The following is a 24,177-nucleotide window of genomic DNA, read 5'->3' as shown; positions in this document are numbered from 1 at the left end:
CTATTGTAACCGATTCTTTGAATTCTGCTACAATAAATATTTCGGAATTAGAAGTAAAATAGGCAGACTGTCTTGATCATGGGGTCATTTAAGAAAATTACATGGTCATTGCAGGCTGATTTCGGGCAGAAAACAAGATTCCCTGGGAGAGCTGGCAGGGTTTCCACACAGTCTTTGAGCCTGCAGGTCTTCGGATGTAAGAAGAATAACCCGGGAACAAGGCAGGCAATTCCGCTTAGAGTGCATTAATCAGCAGACTGATTAAACAAACCTGAGAAAAATTAATACAAAAAGAAGGATTTTTTTTAGGCTATATTGAAAAAATAAATACGTTTATAATAAAAGGGAAAGGGTATTAAACATACAAGTTGCTAGTACATAATGTACTGAATTTTTTAAATTGGAGGTGCCCCATGGAGATTATATTATATTTGAGTGCAGCAGTGGCAGCAGTCGCATTTTTAGTCCTTGTGATTTTCCTGTCCAGAACATTGAAATCCCTGCAGGTGACGCTTGACAGTGTTGCGCAGACACTGACAGGGCTGGAAGGGCAAATGCAGGGAGTATCGCTGGAAACTACTCAGCTCCTTCATAAAACAAATGCCCTTGCTGAAGATTTGCAGCATAAATCAGAAAACCTGAATACAGTGGTAAATGCGGTTAAGGGTGTTGGAAACTCCATTTCCAGCTTTAACACTTCCATGCAGAAGGTATCTGAAAAGGTTCAATTTGAAATTGACAACAACCAGGAAAAAATATCGCAAATCGTACAATGGAGCAATGTAGCCTTGGAAATCAAGGACAAATGGAAAGCAAGAAAGTCCAAGCCAGCATCTTCAGTGCCTGTTGAAGGCCTTTCAGATGAATTGCCAAAGAAAAAATTCTTAAGATCCAGATATTAAAAAAATATGAAAACTGGAAGGAGAATGAAAATGACTCAAAAAGAATATCAGCCAAAGGAATATACGAGGGATTACCAAAAAACATATGAGGCAGACCGCGAATCAAGCAGTTCGAAGGATTTCATCATTGGAGCGCTTGTCGGAGGGATGGTTGGTGCTGCTACAGCACTATTCATGGCTCCAAAAGCCGGGAAAGAGCTGCGAAGCGATTTCAATGTCCAGGCAAAAAATATTTCAGACAAAACGATAAAGCTCAGCCAGGCAGCTATGGAAAGAGGCACGACTATTGCAGGCACAGCAAAAGACAAAACGAGCACTGTTTCAGAACTTGTAACCAGCAAGTCTGCTGACCTTATGAACAAAGTGAAAAGCTTAAAAACCGGTGATAAAGAGACGGGTTCAGGCGAATCGAATGCTACGAGGAAAACATCAACCGGCACACAAGGTGAATCAAGCTCTCCAATTACTTCTGTAGAAACGTCCTACAATTCATCAGACAATGCGTCATCAGGCAGCAGTGCGGATCTTTCAAGCGGCAATAAAAATGCAGCACAGCTAAAACTTGATGAAACGAAGAAGGCATTTGAAGAAACAGAGAATAAATATAACAAGTAAGCAGTGAATTTGAAAGTAATGGCGGTGAAGTGATAACATAGCTTCACCGCCATTTGTTTGTTTCCCATGCGGTAAATCTTGCATGACTGAAGGGAGAAGTTCAAAAATGAATGCACGTAAAATTGATTCTCAGGAGCAATTTGAAGAATTGCTGAAACAGGACAGTTTTTTGCTTGTTAAGCATAGCCTGACATGCCCGATAAGCGGCGCGGCTTTTAGTGAGTATGAACGTTTTGTTAAAGAAAATGAAGCCATTAATACGGCTTATTTGGCTGTACAGGAGGCGCGGCCTCTTTCCTCCTACATTGCAGACAAATTCAATATCAGGCATGAATCTCCCCAGGCTATCCTATTTAAAAATGGAGAACCAGTATGGAATGCCTCTCACAGCAGAATAACCAATGAATCCTTAACAAAAGCAGTTCAGTAACTTCAGAGGTAAAAAGATGCATCCGCGCTTTTCAGCAGGATGCATCTTTTTATTGGGCTCTTTTCTTAAAGATTGTTGTTACTTAAATAGTTCTCAAGGCAATTCCAATGTTATGGCAGGTTGATTGGAGCGGAAGGTGCGGAGACTCCTGCGGGATCAGCGTGACAGGTGAGACCCCGCAGACGCAAGTCGAGGAGGCTCAGCGCACGCCCCGCGGAAAGCAAAGCATCCTGGAGCGGAAATCAACCACTTGTTCCAAAGCGAAAAGTTTACGAAAACAGCCTTTTATATGGGCTATCAGAAGTTTTTCATGGCGGTTGGCCACAGGATTTTAAGTTCATCCCCAGGTGAGACGGTTTCATGAAAGCTGGTTTCTTTATTGTTTTTTATAAGAATAAAACGTCCATTTGAATCCTTGGGCATTTCAATTTCAACATGGCGGAATAAATCCTGGAAGATAAACGGCTCCATCTTATACTGGATCAGCGTCAATATATCTCCGTTCTTTATTTCGTCATGATCGCCTAATGGTTCTCCGTCGCGATGGAGTTCCGAGAGTTTTTTGGAAAGGGACATTTTTTTGCCGTTAAAAGAAATGGGTATTGAATACTCGGACTGGCAGTTTATATCATTAAGTAAATCCTGTGCTACTGGGGGCTGTTGTGCAATGACTATTAATTCATCTCCATCTTCAAAGGAATCATAAATGTCTGCTTCCATTCCATTTTTCTTCAGCTTATGGGAGTATGCCGGCAGTCTGATTGTTTTATCATCAAGCTGTATAGTAAAAGGGTGAATATTCTTTAATAAATCTTTTAGCTTTAATAGGGAAAGCAATGATGAGATGGTTTCAGGCATCTTACATTCAATCACATCATGATCACCAAGCGGTTCTGCACCTGTAACTGGCAGGCCATTTCTGATTAATTCTGCTGAAGCTATATATCTTTCACCGTTAATGAAGACAGATTTATGAGGTATGTGGTCGGCAAGCTCTGCGATAGAATAGTTGGCCTGCATCCCGTCCTGTCCCTTTATAACAGTTATCACATCTCCTTCAGATACCTCATCCGCAAGTGAAGCCTCCATAGAGTTAAGTGATAATTCGGGTTTAGAGCCATGGCTTCCTGGGATGGTCACTGAGTTGCCGTTATATTGGACAATCATGGCCATTCCGGGCTTTCCGTATAATTTATTTAATTTGATTCCCGCAGTGAGCAGGCAATCTCCCACCGTCATCTTTTTCATGTCGAATAATCGGATGGTTTGATTATTAACAATCACACTCAAATATTTAACAGGATTTTTATCAGCAGCGATAGCGATGCCGACTGGTGTAACAAATTCTGGACCACTAAGCATTGTCTCCGGGAAAACCAGATTTTGTATGGCTTCTATGTCCCTGATTGCCACCCTGTTTGCAGGAAGACTTAATTTATTGGCAAGCAGCCCTGGGAGATCGGGAGTTAAGCTGCCGCCCCCCACAAGCATGACTGCCTTTGGCGGATTTCCATTGTTTAAAGAAAGAATTTCATCAGAAATGGAGCCTGCAAGCCGCTCTATTGCACCCGATATTTCTGTAATCACATCACTTTTTTGCACGTCATTACTAAATCCGAGGATATCTGTTACGGAAATAAAGTCTTCTTTGCTGCTCAGCTGTCTTTTAACCGTTTCAGCCATCGGAAAATCCAGCAGCAGGGCATCGCTGATAGCTTCTGTAATCTCGTCCCCTGCGACAGGAACCATTCCATAAGCAATCACGGTCCCTGAGTCTGTAAGGGCTATATCAGAGGTTCCGGCACCGATATCCACAAGCGCTATGTTCAGCCGGCGCATGGAGGCAGGGATGAGCACGTTAATGGCTGCAATGGGCTCAAGTGTTAATGCCTCCATGGTCAGGTCTGCCCTCTTCAAGGCAGCAAGCAGGGACTCCACGACTACTTTAGGTAGAAAGGTAGCAATGATTTCCACAGAAGCTTTTTCACCGCTCTGATCAATAAGGTTCCCGATTTCCTGATCATCGAGATGATAGTATAAAACGGAATATCCTACACAATAGTAATGATAGTCTGATTGAGTGTCATCTTGTCCGGCTGCTGCTCCCTGAGCTTTCTGGACGGCAGTAAGCTCCAGGTGGAGGATGTCTTCCCGCTGCATGATCGGTTTGCCTTTAATATCAATTTCAACTTTTGCGCGTTCTGTCTTCAGCGCCCTTCCTGCGGCAGCGACACTCACCTGGTTTAAGGGGCCATGTTTTTTTTCCAGTTCTGCTTTAATGCCTTCAATCACCTTGGATACGGCTACAACATCATGGATTTGGCCGTCCAGCATAGCACGCTCAGAATGTTCTTTTGATAAAATATCAAGGACGCTGTAACCGTTTGAGTTTCTTTCAAGGATAATTCCAACTACTGTTCTTGTACCTATATCAAGAGCAAAAAGTTTTTCTTGCACTGCGAAAACACCTTCTTCAATTTGGTTTTTATACTTTAACGCTTAAAAGCGTTTGTTTAATAAAGAAAAAATGAGTGACATTCTATTACTTTTCATTTATAATAATTAAAAATTATATAAGAAATGTAACATATTTTTTTATTTCATAAAAGTTACCGGAAATGGAATGATAAGTGGCATGATTTTATATGAATTTTCCGGCTGGCACGCAGGTTTGAAGCCTGGCGGCTGAATCAGCACTCATTTTATTATGGAAGGATGGATTATAATGAGCAATAAAGATCTTGATGCTTTACGTGAAAAGCTTGATGGAGTAAACCTTGACTTACTGCAGCTAATTAATCAAAGAGCAGAGCTTGTGCAGGAAATTGGCCGGGTAAAAGAAAAACAGGGTGTGAATCGTTATGATCCCGTCCGTGAAAGAAAGATGCTCGATTTAATTGAAGCGAATAATGAAGGCCCTCTGGAGGCTGCCTCTCTTAAACACATTTTCAAAGAAATATTCAAGCTTGGGCTTGGTCTTCAAGAAGAAGATCAGAAAAAGGCTTTATTGGTTTCAAGGAAGAAAAAACCTGAAGATACAATTGTGAATTTAAAAGGCGAATTAATCGGCAATGGCGTTCCAAGCTTTGTTTTTGGCCCATGCTCTGTTGAATCTTACGAACAGACAGCAACGGTTGCAGCAGCAGTAAAAGCAAAAGGGCTTAAGCTTTTGCGCGGAGGGGCTTTCAAGCCGCGGACTTCACCTTACGATTTCCAGGGACTTGGCATAGAAGGCCTTGAAATTCTAAAAAAAGTCGGAGATGAATATGGACTTGCGGTCATCAGTGAAATCGTAAATCCAAATGATATAGAGCTTGCATGTGAATACCTGGATGTTATCCAAATTGGCGCACGCAACATGCAAAACTTTGAATTGCTGAAAGCAGCAGGTTCTGTAAATAAACCTGTATTGCTTAAGAGGGGGCTTGCTGCTACAATCGATGAATTCATTCATGCAGCAGAATACATCATGTCTCAGGGCAATGGAAACATCATTTTATGTGAGCGCGGAATCCGTACCTACGAACGTGCAACAAGGAACACATTGGATATATCCGCTGTCCCGATCCTGAAACAGGAAACTCATTTGCCTGTCATGGTAGATGTGACACATTCTACAGGCCGGCGTGACTTGCTTCTGCCGACAGCCAAGGCTGCCCTTGCCATTGGTGCAGACGGTGTCATGGCGGAGGTCCATCCGGATCCGGCAGTTGCCTTATCTGATTCAGCACAGCAAATGGATTTAGATCAGTTTGATGATTTCTTTGCTGAAATACAAAAGCTGAACTGGGTCACTGTATAATAAGTATCTGCAGGCAAGAATCCAATAATTGATCCCGCAAACGCCCTTTCACAAGATGAATGGGCGTTTTGCTTTAAAAAATTGATTAAATAAGGTCTCATACATTGCAGTAAGGGTTCTACTATCGTATGATAATAAAATAAAGTACAAGTCCGTTGATTATTGATATGCCTAAGAGTGCTCCAAATATCCACCAGGATTGCTCTTTTTATTGCTCACAAATGAACAAAGATAGAAATGAGTCGCTCGCGCTGAAATAAGGATGATGTATAAGACATCCATCAATGGAGGTCTTCTTCTTTTTCATTGATGGTTCGTTGAACTTGCTTTTCGGGCAGTTATCCCATGCTTTGGTTTCCAATTCTTGTGAAGCAGAGGGGATTACTGCCTGTTAATGCGGGAAAAAATATGAAAAGTTATGGAATATCGGAAATAATCCGCTATTTTAAGGAGAAAGTAAAAGAAATGGAGGAGTGGGAAGATGAATAATATAACGATTTATGATGTGGCCCGCGAAGCAAATGTTTCCATGGCCACCGTTTCCCGTGTGGTGAACGGCAATCCAAATGTAAAGCCTGCAACAAGAAAGAAAGTATCTGAAGTCATCGATAGATTGGGCTACCGCCCTAATGCAGTAGCAAGAGGTCTAGCGAGCAAGAAAACGACAACAGTTGGAGTGATTATTCCTGATATCTCCAGTATTTTCTTTGCAGAGCTTGCAAGAGGAATTGAAGATATTGCGACCATGTACAAATACAATATTATCCTGAGCAATTCGGATGAAAATAGGGACAAGGAATTTCACCTGCTGAATACCATGCTCGGCAAACAGGTGGATGGCATCGTATTTATGGGCTCCAATATTACTGAAGAACATATAGAGGAATTCAAGAAATCTCCGGTGCCGATTGTGCTGGCAGGTTCGGTGGAGGACAGCGGGCAGGTTCCGTCAGTCAACATCGATTATGAAGCAGCCTCTTATGACGCGGTCTCGGAATTTATCCGCAATGGCCATAAAAGGATTGCGCTGGTTTCAGGCAGCCTTTCACAGCCTGTTAACCAAAAAAAGCTTGCTGGATATAAGCGTGCACTACAGGAAGCGGATATTGAAGCAAGTGATAATTTTATTGTGGAAGGCGATTACACCTACGATTCAGGAATTGAAGCATTTGAAAAGCTTGCTGAAGCAGGGGAGAAGCCTACGGCAATTATTGCAGGCGCTGACGAAATGGCCCTTGGCATCGTCCATGCAGCACAGGATAAAGGCTTTAATGTTCCGGATGACTTTGAGGTAATCAGCTTTGATAATACCCGTCTGACATTAATGGTCCGCCCGCAGATTTCAACGGTCGTGCAGCCTTTATATGATATTGGCGCGGTAGCTATGAGGCTTCTGACAAAATTGATGAATAAAGAAGAAGTAGAAGGCGATGCCTCAGTCACTCTTCCTCATCGTATAGAAAAACGCCAATCGACAAAATAAAAAACGTCCCGCGGGACGTTTTTTTTATAACTGTAAGGCGTGGCAGTCACTGCTTATGGATCAGATATTCGTGAAGCTAGGGACTTTTGTTGTCAGGCGCCGTTTTGTAGGACCTGATGGGATATAGGCATTTATCCAGGGTTTGAGCATTTTTCTCGGTAATTTCCTGCTTTCTTGGAATCGGCGTATAAATTCCATCAGGGTCATCCCAGTGCTCAGGGAGCCGTACTGGAGATTCCGGCTGCCACTTTGATATCCAGTCAGCTGGCAGGGCTCCGGATGTCTGCCTGTATCCGGCCATTTCCATCCATATCATGGACCATGCTCTTGGAACAACCCTCCAAATATCATAGCCGCCTCCTCCGACAGCAATCCAGCGCCCCCCGCAGTATTCATGTGCCAGCTCATGTGCCAGCCGCGGGATTTCCCTGTAGATGTTCATGGTGGCAGAAAGATGTGTCAAGGGATCATAATAATGAGCATCTGCTCCATTTTGGGTAAGGATCACGTCTGGTTTAAAGTATTCAATAATTTCCCTGAATGCCGTTTTGTAGGAAGCAAGCCACGACTCATCTTCAGTAAATGCGTCTACAGGCATATTAAAGGTATAGCCATAGCCCTGTCCCTGGCCCCGCTCATTGATATTTCCTGTCCCAGGGAACAGATAGCGCCCGGTTTCATGAATGGAAAATGTACAGACGGAAGGATCATCATAGAACGACCATTGCACACCATCACCATGATGGGCATCCGTATCAACGTAAAGCACCCTTGCATTGTATTTCTTTTGAATGTATTTAATGGCAACAGAGCTGTCATTGTACACGCAAAAGCCTGAAGCCTTGCCGCGGAAGCCATGGTGGAGTCCTCCGCCAAGATTTAAGGCATGAAGCGATTTTCCTGACATCACATAATCTGCAGCAGTCAGTGTGCCGCCAACCAGCAGGGCGGATGCTTCGTGCATCCCTGGAAAGATGGGTGTATCCTCGGTTCCAAGACCATAGCTATCTGCACGGTCCCCGGAAAGCTTGCCTTGGCCGGCCGTTCTGACAGCGTTTACAAAGGATGGGTCATGGATGAGCATTAATTCTTCATCTGTCGCCATTCTCGGCTTTACGATATCTTCTTCTTTGATGGCATGCTGTTTTTTTAATAAATCCAGGGTAATCCCCAGTCTTTTTTGGTCGAAAGGATGGCCTTCTTTGAATTTATAGGCAAGAAGATCATCGGAATAAACGAATACGGCTTCTTTTTTCATAATGGCAGCTCCTGCTGCATGGTCCAAAGAACTAAATAGCCTTCTTTTTGCAATTCTTCTGCAATAGCAAAAGGGTTCATGGTTTGAACACGGATAACAAGGATTTTATGTGTTTCATCATCAGCGGGATAAACGAGCAAACTGTGTATATTGACTTTTCTTTTCTTGAATATGCCTGAAATCGTATGAAGCACCCCTGGCTTGTCCGGAATCTGAACTTCAATTTGCGAGCCAGGCTTATTGGCGCCTGTAAGCTCGACATAAGAGTGAAGCAAATCGGTGCCAGTGACAATGCCCACTAGCTTTTTCCCTTTTACAATGGGAAGGCAGCCTATGCTGTTTTCACAAAAAACAGCTCCAATTTCTTCGACGAAATCAAGCGGATGGCCTGTAATCAACTCTTTTTTCATAATCAGGCTCAGCGGCTTTTGAAGGTCTTCTTTAAACTCCTCTGTCCGGAATATGGAAGGGGCAGCATCACGTATATCCCGGTCACTTACAAGACCAATTAAATGAAAGTCATCATCTACAATCGGAATATGGCGGATTTGTTTTTCCTTGATCAGGGTTATGGCACGGTGAATCGTATCATTTTCGGTAAGCACGGTGAGATTTGTTTTCATGATTTTTTCAACAATCATATTTTGTTCCTCCTCCTCTGATTCCCGTCAATACATAAAACGATTCATGAATCTCAAACGGTCAAACTTCTGAATAGATTCGCTGTCCACTCTTTTTCCAATCCGGGCCATCAGACAATTTGCAGGGTGCGAACTGATTTCAGGATCGTCTGTCGCATAATAGACCAGGCCTCCTGCACTCATCATTTTTTCCATGACTTTGCGGTAGTCCCATACATTCAGTCCTGTTCCCTTTAAATCCCAATGCCAGTAATACTCTGTGGTAATGATGATGAAGTCCTCCATAGCATCATCCATCATAGAAACCTTGAGCATATTTTTTCCGGCCGAAACACCCCGGAATTCCGGTATGACTTCGACCGCACCAAGCTCAATCAAATCTTCCATTTCTATTTCCGACCATCTTTCAAGCGGGTCAGGATATAAATAAGTGACATAGCCCACAATCGTGTTTTGGTGGCGGGCAATAATAATCCTGCCCTCTGGCAAATCTGCAATCTCAATTAATGCTTTGTGCTGCTGCGGGGGAGGCCGAAACGCAACCAAATGTTCATGAAATTCATACTTGGCAAGCTTCTCGGATGAAATAGGGCCTTCAATAATCAATGTCCCCTGGCTGGTACCGAGCTCCACGGCATTATAACTTTTTATATGCTCCATTTCTTCACCGCCTCTAGAAAATAGTCTCTTCCATTATACTAAAAAATCAGACAGGGAAGTGTAACTTCCATCTGGGGATGTTTTCTCGCATCCGCGCTGATGAAAAATTTTATACTGGCCTTTACGGGCTGCTATACCCTTTTAGCGTTCATCGATTAAAGCTTAGTGCCTGCTGGCCGCTGGTGGGGGTTAAAGCATACATTCTTCTGCTATAACTAATCTGCTGCTTTTCACAGAACTGCCTTTTCATTCTATGATTATATCAAATCTTGTCGATAGATTGGCTAATACATTTCCTGAAAAAGGAAAGGATGAATATTTAAAAAATTGAGAATAAAAGTTTTCTATACTATAATAAAGAAGTAAAGTCGAATAGAGGGGGAGTATGTTGTATGAAAGTGGAAGCGCTGCCAGTAATGGAAGGCCATTTTAATCTGCAAAATTACGATGAAACGTATAAGCAGTTTGATTGGGCTGAAACAGAAAAGGAATTTACATGGTCTGAAACAGGAAAAGTGAATTTGGCTTATGAAGCCGTCGACCGCCACGCAGAATCAGCTAAGAAAAATAACATTGCCCTTTACTACAAAGACGAAAAAAGAGACGAGAAGTATACATTTAAGGAACTGAAAGATTACACAAATAAAGCGGCAAATATTTTGACAGAATATGCTGGTGTAAGTAAGGGCGACCGCGTCTTCATTTTTATGCCGCGTTCTCCTGAGCTGTATTTTGCGCTGTTAGGGACCATTAAAGCGGGAGCGATTGTCGGCCCGCTGTTTGAGGCCTTCATGGAAGGCGCTGTCAAGGACCGGCTGCAGGACAGCGAAGCAAAGGTCCTGATTACGACGCCTGAGCTGCTTCCTCGTGTACCGGTGGGTGAATTGCCGGATTTAAAGCATATTTTCCTTGTGGGGGAAAATATTGCCGAAGAAGAAAATGTTTATGACTTTAATAAAAAGATGAAGGAAGCTGACAAACGTTTTGAAATAAAGTGGGTGGATCGTACAGACGGACTGATTCTGCATTACACCTCCGGCTCCACTGGAAAGCCAAAAGGAGTTTTGCATGTTCATAACGCAATGATCCAGCATTACCAAACTGCCAAATGGGTTCTTGATCTGCAGGATGGGGATGTATACTGGTGCACAGCTGATCCAGGGTGGGTAACAGGAACATCATATGGAATCTTTGGCCCTTGGCTTGCTGGAGCTTCCAACGTGATTGTGGGAGGCCGGTTTAAGCCTGAATCATGGTATAAAACAATCGAGGATTTCGGTGTCACAGTCTGGTATAGTGCACCGACTGCCTTCCGCATGCTGATGGGCGCAGGCGATGAAATCGTCAAGCGGTTCGATCTCAGCTCACTGCGGCATATCCTGAGCGTAGGCGAGCCGCTCAATCCGGAAGTGGTCCGCTGGGGGATGAAGGTATTTAATCTAAGGATTCATGATACATGGTGGATGACTGAAACAGGCGCACAGGTAATCTGCAATTACCCAAGTATTAAAATTAAGCCGGGTTCCATGGGGAAACCGATTCCGGGAGTCAAGGCTGCCATCGTTGATGACCAGGGCAATGAACTGCCGCCGCACCGCATGGGCAATTTGGCCATCAAAAAGGGCTGGCCATCGATGATGCATACCATCTGGAACAATCCGGCTAAGTATGAATCTTATTTTATGCCTGGTGACTGGTATGTTTCGGGGGATTCAGCGTATATGGATGAAGAAGGCTATTTCTGGTTCCAGGGCCGTGTGGATGATGTGATTATGACTTCAGGTGAACGTGTCGGTCCATTTGAAGTGGAAAGCAAGCTGGTGGAGCATCCTGCCATTGCAGAGGCTGGCGTAATTGGAAAGCCTGATCCTGTACGCGGAGAAATCATTAAAGCCTTCATTGCGCTGAGAGACGGATATGCGGCAAGTGATGAGCTAATAGAGGAAATCCGCCAGTTCGTTAAAAATGGACTCGCCGCACATGCTGCACCCCGCGAAATAGAATTCCGGGATAAGCTTCCTAAAACAAGGAGCGGCAAAATCATGAGACGTGTTCTTAAGGCCTGGGAGCTTGATCTCCCTGCAGGAGACCTGTCCACAATGGAAGATTGAACACAGAAAAGCATCCCGGCTGATTTGCCGGGATGCTTTTTCTATTCTTTATTATCGCTGCTTTTTGGTTTCTTTGGTTCCACAGGTTTTGTTTCACCCGGTTTAGGATCTTTTTTTGTTTCTTTTACTTTATTTTCTTCTTTCTTCGAATCATCTTTAGGGGATGTATCTTTTACTTTGTCTTCTTGTTTCTTTGGTTCATCTTTTTGTTTTGTATCTTTTTGCGGGCTCGCATCCCCAATACTGACGGTGTTGGAAGGAGCGGATTCATTTCCGGCAATATCCACCGCAGTTATATAGTACGAACCGCTTCCGCCGCTGTAGGAAAGCGAGCTTCCAGCCTTGATGCTGCCGGTTTTTTGGCCGTATTTATAAATTCTGTAGCCAATCACATCGGATTCCGGATGGCTGCTCCAGACAATGGAGCTGCCGCTTGTGCCGATAGAAGGGGCGGATGGAGTTGAGCCGTTATCCTGCAATGAATCTACAGCAGTCCCTCCATCTCCTTTTGGCATGAGCGAGCCAGGATCTTTTACATATTTGCCTCCCAATTTTTCATAATAATCGGGATTAATGATGGTACCTGTACTGACAAATTCATCTGGCGTAGAAGAAAGGGCCGCATACTGTTTATTGCCAATCTGGACATATCTGGTTTCAATAAGGCTGCTGTCCGATTTGTCCGGCAGGAAATTGGCATTAAATAAATCGGTTGCACCTTCCTTAGAACTTTCACAGACACTTGCAGGAAGCATGCCGCCTTTTCCGCAGACAGGCCGTCTTACAATACCGCCTGGCATTTCAAACCTTTTTTCAGGGTCGATCAGGCTTGGCTTGACTTTATAAGCGGCATTCATTAACTCAGCCCATAAATAGAGATTCCGCTTATTATATTCAAGTCCCTTATAATACCCTTTCAGTGACTTTGGAGTATCATAGCCAATCCATGTGCCGAATGTAACATTGGGATTCGTAGCTACGAACCAGGCATCATGATAATCCTGTCCGGTTCCTGTCTTCCCGGCCCAGTCTGATGAAAAGGCAAGACGGTTATTCACGGATGCAGCCGTGCCTTTATTTACTACATCACGCATCATATCAAGTGTGAGATAAGCAGTCTGCGGTGTGAACACCTTAACAGGTTTTACTTTATGCTTATAAATGACTGTTCCGTCTTTCGTTGTAATTTTGTCAATCATATAGGCATCAACAAAATTGCCAGAGTTGGCAAAAGTAGAATAGGCATTCACGTTTTCCTCAACTGTTACGCCTCTTTGCATGGCACCCAATGCCATGGATGGATTGGTGTAATCATCTTTTGTCAAAGAAGTGAAGCCCATTTTTTCCAGATAGCTGACTGGACGGGTGTTGATGATGTCCATATAAAATTTTGCTGCAGGCACATTATAAGATTGCGCGAGTGCATGGCGGGCCGTTGTTAGACCGCTAAAGCCTCCTCCGTAATTCCCGGGAGCCCAGCTGCCAAAGGACATCGGAACATTGGCAACAGGTGAAGCTGGAGATATTTTCCCTAGTTCAATGTTGGGTCCGTACACAAGCAGCGGCTTCATTGTTGATCCGTTAGGCCGCAGTGCAGCAGTGGCATGATTGGTTTGTTCTCTTTTATAATTTCTTCCGCCGACAAAGCTGAGAATTTTACCTGTTTTATTTTCAATCAGCATAGCTCCTGTTTCTACAGGCTCTGTTACTGTTTTGAGTTTTTTTGTTTCAGGATCTTTGACTTCCTCTTGCTTGTCATATCCGTAATATGGATAATTGTTTTTCACCTTTTGCATAGTGTCGTACATTTTCTTGTTTATCGTCGAGTATATTTTATACCCGTTTTGACGGAGATTCCGGCTTGCCAGTGTAGTGTATTGCTGATTAAGGTCTTTATCTTTCTTTAAATCACTTTCTGTGTAGCCATCTTTTTTTGCGAGTATCACTGAAAGGATATCAATGGATCTCTTTTCAATTTCATAGGTTACCCATGGATACCTCTTCGAAGGGGACGGAACCGGCCCGATGAAATCTTTTACAAGATTATATTTTAGGGCATCTTCATATTGCTTCTGGGTGATATAATTTCCGTCGCGCATCCTTTTCAGAACCGTTTTCATCCTCAGAATCCCCGGATCCAGATTCTCCTTCAGCTTGCCTTGCTGTGTATATGGCGTATAGCCGAATGGATTTTTGGGAAGGCCTGCAATAAAAGCAGCCTGAGGGATGTTCAAATCACTGGCATTCTTGCCGAATAAGCCTTTTGCAGCTGATTGAACACCGGCAATATTATGTCCTGAGGAATTCCTTCCAAAGGTAGAAACATTAAGATACGTTTGAAGGATTTCTTTTTTGCTGAAGAATTTTTCCAGGCGCAGTGCAAGCAGGATTTCCTTTGCTTTACGGTCAAAAGAAACCTCATTCGTTAAAATCTGATTCTTAACAAGCTGCTGTGTCAGCGTGCTTCCGCCAGACTGGACGGAGGAGTTGGTCATTTCCTGGAAAATGGCTCTCATCAGCGCTTTTGGAACGACTCCATGATGTTCATAAAAATACTCATCCTCTGTTGCTACCACAGCATCTGATAAGTATTTGGAAACATGGTCAAGGGTCACTTGTTCGCGTTCGAGGTCTGAATTCAGCTTTCCTAAATATGTATTGTTCGCGAAGTATAATTCAGAGGTCTCTTCATAGTTGTAAATGTCCTTTTTAAGCTCTGCTTTTGGGCGGACAGGCTCATCCTTAACGAGAGCAGCGAAATATCCTGCACCGGCTCCCCCTGCAAAACAAAACCCAAGAACACCGATTATAATCAGTAAGAGCATTAAATTCCAAATGACTTGATAGGTAATTCGTGAATATCTCTTTGTATTTTTGCTTTGGAGGAAACCTGTCAGCTTGCTCCAAAACGAAGGTGATGCATCTTGATTATTTTTCATTATCATACCCCCTGAAATCACATACATTATAGCATAGAACAGGTATAGAAAAGGCTTTCTTTAGATATTTTTCAGAAAACTGCCCGCGTGCAATTGACAAGCTGCCTGTGAATGTGATAAAAATTCATTATCTAAATATTTATTTTTGAAACGCTATGATAGGAATGAGTAGTGAAACAATCCCTGTATTCAGAGAGCCGGTGGCTGGTGGAAACCGGTACATATTGTTTGATGAATTACCTCCTTGAGCATCTGCTGTGAACCATACAGGCTAGCGGCAGGCGGATTGCGGCCGTTATCCGTATTAAGCGGAGGACAGGAGTGTCCTCAAGTTGGGTGGTACCGCGAACTTATTCGTCCCTTCATTTATTTGAAGGGGCGTTTTTATTTGGATTTTTTTGAAATCAAAGGAGGATATAACATGGAATTGCTTAAAGATTTGGAATGGAGAGGCATTATTTATCAGCAAACAGACGAAGAAGGCCTGAAAGCCCTATTGGATAATGAAAAAATAGGCTTATATTGCGGGGTGGATCCAACCGCAGACAGCATGCATATTGGCCACTTGCTTCCTTTCCTGACACTGCGCAGGTTCCAGCAGCACGGACATCGCCCGATTGTCCTTGTGGGAGGCGCGACAGGCCTGATTGGCGACCCGAGCGGCAAAAGCGAGGAACGCAAGCTGCAGACGCTTGAAACGGTCCTTTATAATGCGGACAGCATTAAGGGGCAATTGGAAAAGATTTTTGAATTCGAAGGTGAAAATGGAGCCGTTATGGTGAATAACTATGACTGGATCGGAAAAATAGATATAGTGACATTTTTGCGGGATTACGGGAAATACATCGGCATTAACTACATGCTTGCAAAAGACACGATAGCTTCGCGCCTTGAAACAGGGATCTCTTTTACAGAATTCACTTACACCATTATTCAGGGAATGGATTTCAACCATTTATATGACCATAATGGCTGCAGGCTGCAAATTGGCGGAAGCGATCAGTGGGGCAATATCACAACAGGCCTTGAGCTGATAAGGAAAATGCATGATGAAGGCGCAAAAGCCTTCGGAATGACGATTCCTTTAGTAACAAAAGCGGATGGAACGAAATTCGGAAAAAGCGAGGGAGGATCTGTCTGGCTGGATCCCGAGAAAACGACTCCATATGAATTCTATCAATTCTGGATTAACACAGCAGATGCAGATGTTGTTAAATACCTGAAATTCTTTACCTTCCTTTCTCACGAAGAGATTGAAACCCTTGAACAGGCTGTCGAAACCGAACCGCATTTAAGAAAGGCTCAAAAGACACTTGCAGAGGAAATGACACGCATGATACACGGAGAAGAAGCACTCCAGCAGGCCATTAAAATCTCTGCTGCCCTATTCAGCGGTGAGGTTAAGAATTTAACTGCAGACGAAATCAAACTGGGCTTCAAGGATGTCCCAAGCTATGAAAGAAACAGTAAAGACGAAATCAGCTTAGTGGATTTGCTGGTTGACGCTAAGATCTCTCCATCTAAGCGCCAGTCACGCGAAGATATCCAAAACGGGGCCATTTCCATCAATGGCGAAAAAGTAACAGACCTTCAATATATGGTATCGGAAAGTGATGCAATAGAAGGGCAATTTACATTGATCCGCCGCGGGAAAAAGAAATATACACTTATTAAATAAGGATGTAGAAGAGCATCAAATACTCCATAGAAAAAGCCGGCCTTGTTGTTAAGGGCCGGCTTTTCTTAAAGCTCCCTATAAACAAAGCTGACGAATTTGGTTGTCTAAATTATGGCCAAAGCAAGGATTATGAATGGGGGCGGGTTGAATTTACTTTTTATAAAGCTGTTTTCGGAAACTCTTGTTTCTCCAAAAATGAACGGCTTCGGGAATAATGAGGAGTCAGTAAGCGGGATTAACTGCTATTTAATTTGCTGGAATTTTAGTTTGTGAAGAATTATGTTTAAACTAAATAGTTGAAGATCCAGCTGCTATTCTTGGGAGCTTTTTTTATTGATCTAAAGGGCGGAGGATGATTGTAGAATCTTTTATAAACTGAAGAATTAAGTGAAAACTTTGCGGGGAGTATACAAATTGGATGAAAAAGAGAGGCAAGCATTTTACAAGTGCTTACCTATTAAAACCTCATCCAGAGAAATGATTTTATGTATTAACTCTTTATCCGAATCTACAACACCTATAACAATTTGATTATCTTCTGATATTGTCGCATATCTGAAATGTTCATCCTTATTAATGTGTAAAGCTGTTACCTGTTTTGCCTCCATCTTCGCAAAGACACTTTCTGTGTACTCAAGTGGCAGAAAGTCATCAATTCCTTCAGCTGGTCTTCCAACCCATTTAAACAGGAAATCTTTGATTGCAAATTGCTCTATCATCGAAAATTTTTTCTTGAATATTAGTTTATCAGCGGTTACTGTTTTCAGCCTAATCACTCCTCATATAGTAAGTAAAGTTTATACTTTCAAAATCCTAACATCAACTGTATTACGGTGACAGAATGTTTACATTTTGATTTCGTCGAAGACTTGGCTGCTAGGCACCTGTTTTATTCCACTAAAGGGTCAGGATAGTTCAACAAGGAAAATGGAGTAAGTATAACGAAATAGTAATTATGTAATTCCTAGGGAGTGGGGGAAAAGTGATTAATGCAGTGATTTTTGATTTAGATGGAACTTTATTAAATAGGGATGCTTCAGTACTAAAATTTATTGACGGACAATATGAAAGATTAAATAAATGGATAGGACATATACCGAAAGAGAGATACACTTCAAGGTTCATAGAGTTAGATTGTCGAGGTTATGTCTGGAAAGATAAAGTATATCAGCAATTAGCTGGTGAATTTGATATTACAGGGATAACTTGGGGAGATTTGCTTCAAGATTACCTAAGCCAATTTAAGAATTGTTGCGTCCCATTTCCAAATCTTATTAGCATGTTAGAAAAATTACGAAGTAACAATCTTGTTCTAGGAATGATTACAAATGGAAAAGGACAATTTCAGATAGATAATATAAGGGCTTTAGGTATTAAAAAGTATTTTGAAACGATATTAGTATCTGAATGGGAAGGAATTAAAAAACCTGATCCTCAAATATTTAAGAGAGCCTTAGAGCAACTGAATGTTTCACCTAATGAAAGTATATTTGTTGGCGATCATCCAAAAAATGATGTGAACGCTGCTCGAAATGTAGGGATGAAGGCAATTTGGAAAAAAGATTTTCAATGGAACAATGTCGAAGCAGATTTTATAGTAGATGATTTGGCGGAATTACCTTTAATCATTGAAAATTTAACACAATCTAATATTAAATCTTCTTGAACTAGCAGGTGCAATATTTCAATAACGAAGTGTCGCTATTTTCTTATAGAGCTAAAGGGGGAGGTTAGCTTGAAGAGGGAAAAGCGAGTATCTGGTATTATTTTTATAATGAACAGTAAAAGCGAGGTGCGGAAAATGGAAAGTAAATCTTTACTAAAGGAAAATTTACGTCAACTGGAAGAGAAGTTGTTAAAACCAGAAATTCGTACATCTCAAAAAGAGCTTAATAATTTACTTGCAGACAATTTTTTTGAATTTGGAAGTTCTGGTAAAGTCTTGTACAAAGATGAGGGTATTAGTGAAAAAGGAATAGGTGAGGTAAAGATGAAGTTGAGTGATTTTGAAATTCATCCATTGTCTGAAGAAATAGTGTTAACTACCTACCGAATTTTTAACGAAGTAAAAAAACAACATTCATTGCGAAGTTCAATTTGGAAATTTAGTGATGGAAGATGGAAAATGTTCTTTCACCAAGGTACAAGAACAATCCTGCGCTTTAGTTATTTAATGAACTGCCTAGAAAATAAACTTTTGTAATTTAGTAAACGAGACAATACTTAATAAGATGCAGCTCATTCATTTTTAAAAAAGGGAGAGCGCCTGATTCATTGATCTATTGTAGGAGAGTGGACTGGATTAAGATGCTTCAGGTTCTTGCAACGTAACGGTGTATCCTCTGCTGTCTTTATTTATCGAAGTAGTCTTCGCCTAGGTCATCATACAATTCTTTTCGTGTTAAGAGATAATAAGCTATTCTCATCATGGCATGAGCGGCGACAATTCCTGTTCGCTTCTTACCCTTTCGTGATGCTGTACGCCGATACGTGCTTCAGGGTAATTTTTTGATCCTCTTACAGAATGAGCTGCTTCTGTGAATGCTGATCTCAAATGTTTGTCTCCTTTTTTGGTTTTAGCTGATTTTCTTTTCTTGGTGTGCCTTCAAAAGTATAACTTGGAAGAACAAATGTTTTATTAAGAAGTTCTTGACTCCTATTAGCTGGTTTAGTTAAAGAAGGAGGGCTGATACATAAGCCTTTTTTTCTTCAGCTAAGCGGCAGGTTAATGGGAAAAGAGAGATGATAATCTATCTCTCTTTTATGTGCGTCTGACTCCTTATGGAATTTGTAGGATAAATTTCAAAAGAGTCTGGAATTATTTGTGTCGACTGGTAGAGCAATTCAGATACAGTTACACATTTATACCCTCTATCGTATAAAAACTCCAAAATGTTATCTAATACAATAACGGTTTGAGAAGTCTGAGTATATTCACTGCCATGCCAATCATGAAAGAGAATGATATTACCTGGTTTTACTCCTTTTGTTATATTGTTATAAATTTGACTGGCGGGTGGATTTGCCCAATCACGAGAGTCCTGACCCCATGACCATAAAACGACATCTTTTCCGTTTTTTAAAGCAGTATTAATAATTAAATCATTATAAAAACCACCTACTGGGCGATAAAGGGTCGGTTTTAAACCAACTGAGTTCTTTATAATTTTATCTGTTTCTTCTAATTCTGATGATAGTTTTGCTGATGTAATATTTCCGTAAATATGATGATATGTATGATTGGCAATTTCGTGTCCTTCTTTTACTTCCCGTTTTAATAGTTCAGGAAATCTTATTACTTTATTACCAGCTACAAAAAAGGTGGCTTTAGCATCATATTTAGCTAATATATCAAGTATTTGCGGGGTGAAAAACGGATGAGGTCCATCATCAAAAGTAATGGCAACTAATTTTTCCTTTGTGTTAACTTCCCAAATAACATGTCCAGTTTTTTCATATTCCTCCCGACTTTTAATGGATGCGGACACATTTATTTGAAAGGAGAAGAAAGGAATCAATAAAAGGAAGATAAAAAACAATATTTTTTTCATTGGACACACTCCTCATTTAACGGCTTGATTTATGATGCCCTTATTAAGATATTTAATGAAAAACATGAAATAAAAGTGCAAGGGTTGCAGGTCAAGGTGTCATTCTGGCAGCTTTTTTTAAAATACTAAAGTTCAAGTTGCTTGAAGAAGAATGCATTCAGGGTACTTTGATAATCAAGATATAGACCTAAAAGTCTAAAAAGGGGTTATTAATAATTGCATTTCAGGGAGGATAATTATGACTTTTGAAGAGTTAACTGAAAAAAAACCAACGATTGAATGGAAAGAAAGAATGAATGAAGGTGATGATCTATTTACATCTGAAAATATAGATGCAGCTGATACTGTTCTGGATTCATACATCAATAGCCTAAAAGAAGAACTGACAGAAAATCCAACTGAAGAAGAAATAGTGGAATGTGTAAAAAGTGTTGTAATAAGATTAAATGAACTAAATGAGAAATATGATGACTTTATTGAAACAATGGAGAGAGAAGACCTATGTGAGTTTATTACAGAAGCAGCACGCATATCGGGTTTGGAATCGGATGATGATATAACTGAAGAGTGGAGAGAATGGTGAAATTTAAAAACCATGTATGCACTGGAATAATTCATCCCTAAAATAATAAAAAAAGGCAGCAATTTTATACATCGAAAGCCTTCTTTTTTATGCAAGTGCAACAGAAATATTTACGATAGCTGCTCTATTTTTTCGAATAGGCTCTTTTCTTAAAGATTGTTGTTTATTTAATTTGTTATGTGATGCGTTCCCATTGTCAAGTCAGGTTGATTGGAGCGTAAGGTGCGAGACTCCTGCGGGATGAGCAGAATAGGTGAGACCCCGCAGGCGCAGCCGAGGAGGCTAACCGGCTGCCCCGCGGAAAGCGAGCATCCTGTAGCGGAAATCAACCCCTTGTTCCATAGCAGGGGAAGAATACATACATCTGCAAAGCTGAAAACAAACAAAAAACCCTAGAACCATTGATAAATCAAGGTTTCTAGGGTTTTTTTCTACGCTATTTACAAAGCGTATTAATTAACGAGAGTAGAATTCAACGATAAGAGCTTCGTTGATTTCAGCAGGCAATTCAGAACGTTCTGGTAAACGAGTGAAAGTACCTTCTAATTTCTCAGCGTCAAAAGATAAGAAGTCTGGTACGAAGTTTGTAGACTCAACAGCTTCTTTAACGATATCAAGGTTACGTGATTTTTCACGAACACCGATTGTATGTCCAGCTAATACTTTGAAAGATGGAATATCAACGCGGCTTCCGTTAACAGTTACGTGACCGTGGTTTACAAGCTGGCGAGCCTGACGGCGAGTGCGAGCAAGACCAAGGCGGTAAACAACGTTATCAAGACGTGATTCAAGAAGAACCATGAAGTTTTCACCGTGTTTACCTTGTAATTTTCCAGCTTTATCGAATAATGAACGGAATTGACGTTCGTTAACACCGTACATGTGACGAAGCTTTTGCTTTTCCTGTAATTGCATTCCGTATTCGGAAATTTTCTTACGTTGGTTAGGACCGTGTTGTCCTGGAGCGTAAGGGCGTTTTTCTAATTCTTTACCAGTACCTGTTAGGGAAATTCCTAAACGACGGGATAATTTCCAGCTTGGGCCAGTATAACGAGCCATGAATGACTCCTCCTCTTATGTTTTTATTTTGGTAAAATAAAAACCGTTGTGACATCACAAGTAAGACCATTTTGTTTTCATGCACCTTCGCCCTAGCAGCAGAGGGTTACGAGATGCACCTCTTAAGAGGAACAAAATGAGAACATAAATGCTTTCACATAGGCTGCAATATTTTACACAAAGAGTATTATATAATTTATTATTGGGAGAGTCAAGCGGAATTCTGAATGTGAAAAGCAATAACGCGGATTGAAGATGAGAAGCAGAGAATAAAGTAGGTCATTTTACCTTGATTATAAGAAAAAATTTACAAAAATAAGAGTTGCATCAAAAATTATAGAAGTAATTTCAGCATGCAGGGTTTATAATGGATGTAAGAATATTCCGCATAGTAATTTCATGCGTATCAAACATTGATGGTATTTTTTGATAGGTCTTATAGATCAGGTCTTTTGAACTTTAAAAGTGCAGGCGTGAAGCTGAAGCGCCAATATAGGGATGATAGTGATGAAATATGACACAAACCAACTTCTTTATAATTTAAAATCTTTATTTTTTGACTATATGGAGTATACAGAAGGCCATATTCTTTTTTATGGTGAATTCTTTGAAAAAATGCTTGCCTGTATCCATGATGCATTGGATGCAGCAGAGGTTGCCTACTTTAAATATGATGAATGGAAACAGCTTTTATTCATAGAAGCATCTACAAGCGCCATTACGGAGGCAAGCGCCGGGTTTCCCTGTGATGAACAGGCATTGTCTGAATTGGGGACGGCCCTTTATTCATATAATAATGAATCTGTGAAAGAGCTTGCTGTATTTGAAGCGATCCTGCCGATCTCAGATGGGGGCAGAATCATTGGGGTCCTGGCAATAAAGGAAAAACAAAAGGGATCTTTAAAGGAAATTGGCTGTGAAGAAGCTAAAGAAATTGCACATGAATTCAAAAAATTAATCAAGACATCTTTAAGCTTTTTCAAATTGGCCAAAAAGGAAAGACGCAATAAACAATTATTGAGTGTCACTCAAAGAATTCACTCCTCTATGAGCATGGATGCTGTTCTTAGTGAAGTAATCAATACATTGCAAGAAGTCTATCCTTCCTTAACGTATTATTTGCTGATATCCCATGATATTGTAAACCGCAAAAATCTTCCTATTAAGGATTTGGAGTATGACAGCGAGAATGCCGCTGCTCTTCAATGCTATGTGACAGGAACGATTCAAATGGAGGATTATCTGGCAGAAAAGAAGTCCATTCTTTATGCTCCTCTAAATGGAAAGCAGGGAGTTTACGGCGTACTGCAGATAATAGCTCCTCATGCCCTGGTTTTCCCGAAAGCTGAAATCGAGTTTATTACAATGCTTGCAGATGCTGCAGGGGGAGCTATGGAAAACGCCCAGCTATATGAACAGTCAAAGCGTGTGATAGCGGATTTGCAGCTTATTAACGAAACCTCTCACCGGTTAAACTCCAGTTTGAGGCTGAGTGAAACGATGAGCTATATGAAGCAGCAGATCATGAAGTCTTTTAAGGCAGATGAAACAGGATTTATCCTCGTGCAGGCAAATGGCGAGGTTAATTACCTCGATGGCAGTACCGATTTCTTCCATACAAAAGAATCTGATTTATACATATCGTACCTGAAGGAAAAAATAAATGCGGATAAAGAAGCCTTGTTCATTGGTGACCTCAGCCTTCAGCTGGCAGATGAGGATATTATGTATCCGTCATTGATGGCAGTACCGATGATGGCAAGTGATAGTTTGAAAGGATTTGCGGTTGTTCTTCATAAAAAGCCCTACAATTTTTCCTTCGAAATGTTTAAATTGCTTCAGTCCCTCATCCATCATTCAAGTCTTGCTGTGGTGAATTCCATGCTTCGCGAAGAACTGGAAAAAATGGTCATTACAGACCATCTGACAAAGCTGTACTCCAGAAGTTATTTGGATGAAAAAATTTATCACTCCATGGAAAATGATGAAGAGGGAACGTTTATCCTTATCGATATTGATGATTTTAAGGTAGTGAACGATACGTATGGGCATCAGGTGGGCGATGATATTTTAATTCAGGTCGCAAAACTGATTAACTGCAATATCCGCGAAACGGATATCGGAGCAAGGTGGGGCGGGGAAGAGCTTGCAATCTATTTGCCGAAAGTTTCCCTGGATGCTGGTGTAAGGATTGCCGAGCGGCTCCTGAAAAGAGTCGGCGAATTGTCCAGTCCCCGCATCACGATCTCCTGCGGGGTATCTTATTGGACCAACTCTGCGTCTGATAATGCCAATGCATTGTTTAAGCGGGCTGACGAGGCTTTATATATGGCAAAGAGCTCCGGCAAAAACAAGGTGCTGGTCCAGGAGGACGGGCATTGTAAAGCGGAACTTTGAATGGGCTAATCATGAAAAGACGCAGCAAAACCAGGATTGGCCAAAATGGAAAGAAGCCGTATCTAATC

At 41.4% G+C, this 24,177-nt stretch carries 20 protein-coding genes and 1 other annotated feature; of the genes, 11 read left to right on the top strand and 9 right to left on the bottom strand.

Translation table 11 applies throughout. The features are described from left to right. Positions 1 to 413 precede the first annotated feature (413 nt). The 3 genes from BIV59_RS10685 to ytxJ all read left to right on the top strand — a co-directional run bounded on the left by BIV59_RS10685 (position 414) and on the right by ytxJ (position 1,947). A complete protein-coding gene (locus BIV59_RS10685) occupies positions 414 to 902 on the top strand; it encodes a DUF948 domain-containing protein (protein ID WP_071351469.1) in 489 nt (162 codons plus the stop codon). Between the two features lie 30 nt (positions 903 to 932). Next, positions 933 to 1,517, top strand: coding sequence for a YtxH domain-containing protein (locus BIV59_RS10680; RefSeq protein WP_083392122.1), 585 nt, complete (start codon positions 933 to 935; stop codon positions 1,515 to 1,517). A gap of 106 nt (positions 1,518 to 1,623) precedes the next feature. Further along, the gene (gene ytxJ / locus BIV59_RS10675) at positions 1,624 to 1,947 is read left to right on the top strand and encodes a bacillithiol system redox-active protein YtxJ (RefSeq protein WP_071351468.1); all 324 of its coding nucleotides are present in this window, start codon (positions 1,624 to 1,626) and stop codon (positions 1,945 to 1,947) included. 297 nt (positions 1,948 to 2,244) lie between these two features. On the opposite strand, the gene BIV59_RS10670 is transcribed toward ytxJ, so the two are convergent. Continuing rightward, the gene (locus tag BIV59_RS10670) at positions 2,245 to 4,404 is read right to left on the bottom strand and encodes a cell division protein FtsA (protein WP_071351467.1); all 2,160 of its coding nucleotides are present in this window, start codon (positions 4,402 to 4,404) and stop codon (positions 2,245 to 2,247) included. Between the two features lie 268 nt (positions 4,405 to 4,672). Here BIV59_RS10670 and BIV59_RS10665 point away from each other — a divergent pair, with 268 nt between their 5' ends. Together BIV59_RS10665 and ccpA are read left to right on the top strand one after the other, a co-directional pair. Beyond that, positions 4,673 to 5,749: a bifunctional 3-deoxy-7-phosphoheptulonate synthase/chorismate mutase gene (locus tag BIV59_RS10665; RefSeq protein ID WP_071351466.1), complete on the top strand. Its 1,077-nt coding sequence runs from the start codon at positions 4,673 to 4,675 to the stop codon at positions 5,747 to 5,749. 481 nt (positions 5,750 to 6,230) lie between these two features. Further along, the gene (ccpA, locus tag BIV59_RS10660; RefSeq protein WP_071351465.1) at positions 6,231 to 7,232 is read left to right on the top strand and encodes a catabolite control protein A; all 1,002 of its coding nucleotides are present in this window, start codon (positions 6,231 to 6,233) and stop codon (positions 7,230 to 7,232) included. A gap of 76 nt (positions 7,233 to 7,308) precedes the next feature. Here ccpA and BIV59_RS10655 read toward each other — a convergent pair whose 3' ends face one another. Genes BIV59_RS10655 through BIV59_RS10645 form a run of 3 tightly spaced genes read right to left on the bottom strand, consistent with a single transcriptional unit; the run spans position 7,309 to position 9,791 of the window. After that, the gene (locus BIV59_RS10655) at positions 7,309 to 8,490 is read right to left on the bottom strand and encodes an acetoin utilization protein AcuC (protein WP_071351464.1); all 1,182 of its coding nucleotides are present in this window, start codon (positions 8,488 to 8,490) and stop codon (positions 7,309 to 7,311) included. Next, positions 8,487 to 9,131, bottom strand: a complete 645-nt coding sequence (locus tag BIV59_RS10650; protein ID WP_071351463.1) for an acetoin utilization AcuB family protein — start codon at positions 9,129 to 9,131, stop codon at positions 8,487 to 8,489. The genes BIV59_RS10655 and BIV59_RS10650 overlap by 4 nt, the downstream gene beginning before the upstream one ends. 27 nt (positions 9,132 to 9,158) lie before the next feature. Beyond that, positions 9,159 to 9,791: a GNAT family N-acetyltransferase gene (locus BIV59_RS10645; RefSeq protein WP_071351462.1), complete on the bottom strand. Its 633-nt coding sequence runs from the start codon at positions 9,789 to 9,791 to the stop codon at positions 9,159 to 9,161. Between the two features lie 392 nt (positions 9,792 to 10,183). Here BIV59_RS10645 and acsA point away from each other — a divergent pair, with 392 nt between their 5' ends. Beyond that, positions 10,184 to 11,902, top strand: a complete 1,719-nt coding sequence (acsA, locus tag BIV59_RS10640; protein WP_071351461.1) for an acetate--CoA ligase — start codon at positions 10,184 to 10,186, stop codon at positions 11,900 to 11,902. 41 nt (positions 11,903 to 11,943) lie between these two features. Here the strand turns inward: acsA and BIV59_RS10635 are convergent, their stop codons facing one another. Then, the gene (locus BIV59_RS10635) at positions 11,944 to 14,841 is read right to left on the bottom strand and encodes a transglycosylase domain-containing protein (protein WP_083392121.1); all 2,898 of its coding nucleotides are present in this window, start codon (positions 14,839 to 14,841) and stop codon (positions 11,944 to 11,946) included. 146 nt (positions 14,842 to 14,987) lie between these two features. Beyond that, positions 14,988 to 15,206, top strand: a binding site (T-box leader). A gap of 56 nt (positions 15,207 to 15,262) precedes the next feature. Between BIV59_RS10635 and tyrS the strand changes: the two genes are divergently transcribed. Beyond that, a complete protein-coding gene (gene tyrS / locus BIV59_RS10630) occupies positions 15,263 to 16,519 on the top strand; it encodes a tyrosine--tRNA ligase (protein WP_071351459.1) in 1,257 nt (418 codons plus the stop codon). Between the two features lie 440 nt (positions 16,520 to 16,959). Here tyrS and BIV59_RS10625 read toward each other — a convergent pair whose 3' ends face one another. Then, a complete protein-coding gene (locus BIV59_RS10625; protein WP_071351458.1) occupies positions 16,960 to 17,295 on the bottom strand; it encodes a hypothetical protein in 336 nt (111 codons plus the stop codon). A 206-nt stretch (positions 17,296 to 17,501) separates the two neighbouring features. Here BIV59_RS10625 and BIV59_RS10620 point away from each other — a divergent pair, with 206 nt between their 5' ends. Then, positions 17,502 to 18,185 (top strand): HAD family hydrolase, encoded by a 684-nt coding sequence (locus BIV59_RS10620; RefSeq protein WP_071351457.1) that lies wholly within the window; start codon positions 17,502 to 17,504, stop codon positions 18,183 to 18,185. A 135-nt stretch (positions 18,186 to 18,320) separates the two neighbouring features. After that, entirely contained in the window at positions 18,321 to 18,722 is a 402-nt protein-coding gene (locus BIV59_RS10615) for a nuclear transport factor 2 family protein (protein ID WP_071351474.1), read from the top strand. A 222-nt stretch (positions 18,723 to 18,944) separates the two neighbouring features. On the opposite strand, the gene BIV59_RS24245 is transcribed toward BIV59_RS10615, so the two are convergent. Both BIV59_RS24245 and BIV59_RS10610 read right to left on the bottom strand, forming a co-directional pair. Continuing rightward, positions 18,945 to 19,073 carry a hypothetical protein gene (locus BIV59_RS24245; protein WP_276205139.1) on the bottom strand — a complete coding sequence of 43 codons (129 nt, stop codon included), beginning with the start codon at positions 19,071 to 19,073 and terminating at the stop codon, positions 18,945 to 18,947. 196 nt (positions 19,074 to 19,269) lie between these two features. Beyond that, complete coding sequence (locus tag BIV59_RS10610) at positions 19,270 to 20,070, bottom strand: polysaccharide deacetylase family protein (RefSeq protein WP_071351456.1); 801 nt, start codon at positions 20,068 to 20,070, stop codon at positions 19,270 to 19,272. A 238-nt stretch (positions 20,071 to 20,308) separates the two neighbouring features. On the opposite strand from BIV59_RS10610, the gene BIV59_RS10605 reads away from it, so the two are divergent. After that, the gene (locus tag BIV59_RS10605; protein ID WP_071351455.1) at positions 20,309 to 20,653 is read left to right on the top strand and encodes a hypothetical protein; all 345 of its coding nucleotides are present in this window, start codon (positions 20,309 to 20,311) and stop codon (positions 20,651 to 20,653) included. A 456-nt stretch (positions 20,654 to 21,109) separates the two neighbouring features. Here BIV59_RS10605 and rpsD read toward each other — a convergent pair whose 3' ends face one another. Then, positions 21,110 to 21,712 (bottom strand): 30S ribosomal protein S4, encoded by a 603-nt coding sequence (gene rpsD / locus BIV59_RS10600; protein ID WP_071351454.1) that lies wholly within the window; start codon positions 21,710 to 21,712, stop codon positions 21,110 to 21,112. A 507-nt stretch (positions 21,713 to 22,219) separates the two neighbouring features. Here rpsD and BIV59_RS10595 point away from each other — a divergent pair. Next, a complete protein-coding gene (locus BIV59_RS10595) occupies positions 22,220 to 24,109 on the top strand; it encodes a sensor domain-containing diguanylate cyclase (RefSeq protein WP_071351453.1) in 1,890 nt (629 codons plus the stop codon). Positions 24,110 to 24,177 lie beyond the last annotated feature (68 nt).

Origin of the sequence: Bacillus sp. MUM 13 (genome assembly GCF_001866725.1) — a bacterium.
Lineage (GTDB): Bacteria > Bacillota > Bacilli > Bacillales > DSM-1321 > Peribacillus.
Note: the sequence above shows the minus strand (reverse complement) of the source record. Positions and strands in the feature narration are given on the sequence as shown.

Bases quoted from the DNA above. Each gene is read 5' to 3' on its own strand.
- BIV59_RS10685 (WP_071351469.1), top strand. From the start codon at position 414: ATGGAGATTATATTATATTTGAGTGCAGCAGTGGCAGCAGTCGCATTT.
- BIV59_RS10680 (WP_083392122.1), top strand. From the start codon at position 933: ATGACTCAAAAAGAATATCAGCCAAAGGAATATACGAGGGATTACCAA.
- ytxJ (WP_071351468.1), top strand. From the start codon at position 1,624: ATGAATGCACGTAAAATTGATTCTCAGGAGCAATTTGAAGAATTGCTG.
- BIV59_RS10665 (WP_071351466.1), top strand. From the start codon at position 4,673: ATGAGCAATAAAGATCTTGATGCTTTACGTGAAAAGCTTGATGGAGTA.
- ccpA (WP_071351465.1), top strand. From the start codon at position 6,231: ATGAATAATATAACGATTTATGATGTGGCCCGCGAAGCAAATGTTTCC.
- BIV59_RS10655 (WP_071351464.1), bottom strand. From the start codon at position 8,490: ATGAAAAAAGAAGCCGTATTCGTTTATTCCGATGATCTTCTTGCCTAT.
- BIV59_RS10650 (WP_071351463.1), bottom strand. From the start codon at position 9,131: ATGATTGTTGAAAAAATCATGAAAACAAATCTCACCGTGCTTACCGAA.
- BIV59_RS10645 (WP_071351462.1), bottom strand. From the start codon at position 9,791: ATGGAGCATATAAAAAGTTATAATGCCGTGGAGCTCGGTACCAGCCAG.
- acsA (WP_071351461.1), top strand. From the start codon at position 10,184: ATGAAAGTGGAAGCGCTGCCAGTAATGGAAGGCCATTTTAATCTGCAA.
- BIV59_RS10635 (WP_083392121.1), bottom strand. From the start codon at position 14,841: ATGAAAAATAATCAAGATGCATCACCTTCGTTTTGGAGCAAGCTGACA.
- tyrS (WP_071351459.1), top strand. From the start codon at position 15,263: ATGGAATTGCTTAAAGATTTGGAATGGAGAGGCATTATTTATCAGCAA.
- BIV59_RS10615 (WP_071351474.1), top strand. From the start codon at position 18,321: ATGGAAAGTAAATCTTTACTAAAGGAAAATTTACGTCAACTGGAAGAG.
- BIV59_RS10610 (WP_071351456.1), bottom strand. From the start codon at position 20,070: ATGAAAAAAATATTGTTTTTTATCTTCCTTTTATTGATTCCTTTCTTC.
- BIV59_RS10605 (WP_071351455.1), top strand. From the start codon at position 20,309: ATGACTTTTGAAGAGTTAACTGAAAAAAAACCAACGATTGAATGGAAA.
- rpsD (WP_071351454.1), bottom strand. From the start codon at position 21,712: ATGGCTCGTTATACTGGCCCAAGCTGGAAATTATCCCGTCGTTTAGGA.
- BIV59_RS10595 (WP_071351453.1), top strand. From the start codon at position 22,220: ATGAAATATGACACAAACCAACTTCTTTATAATTTAAAATCTTTATTT.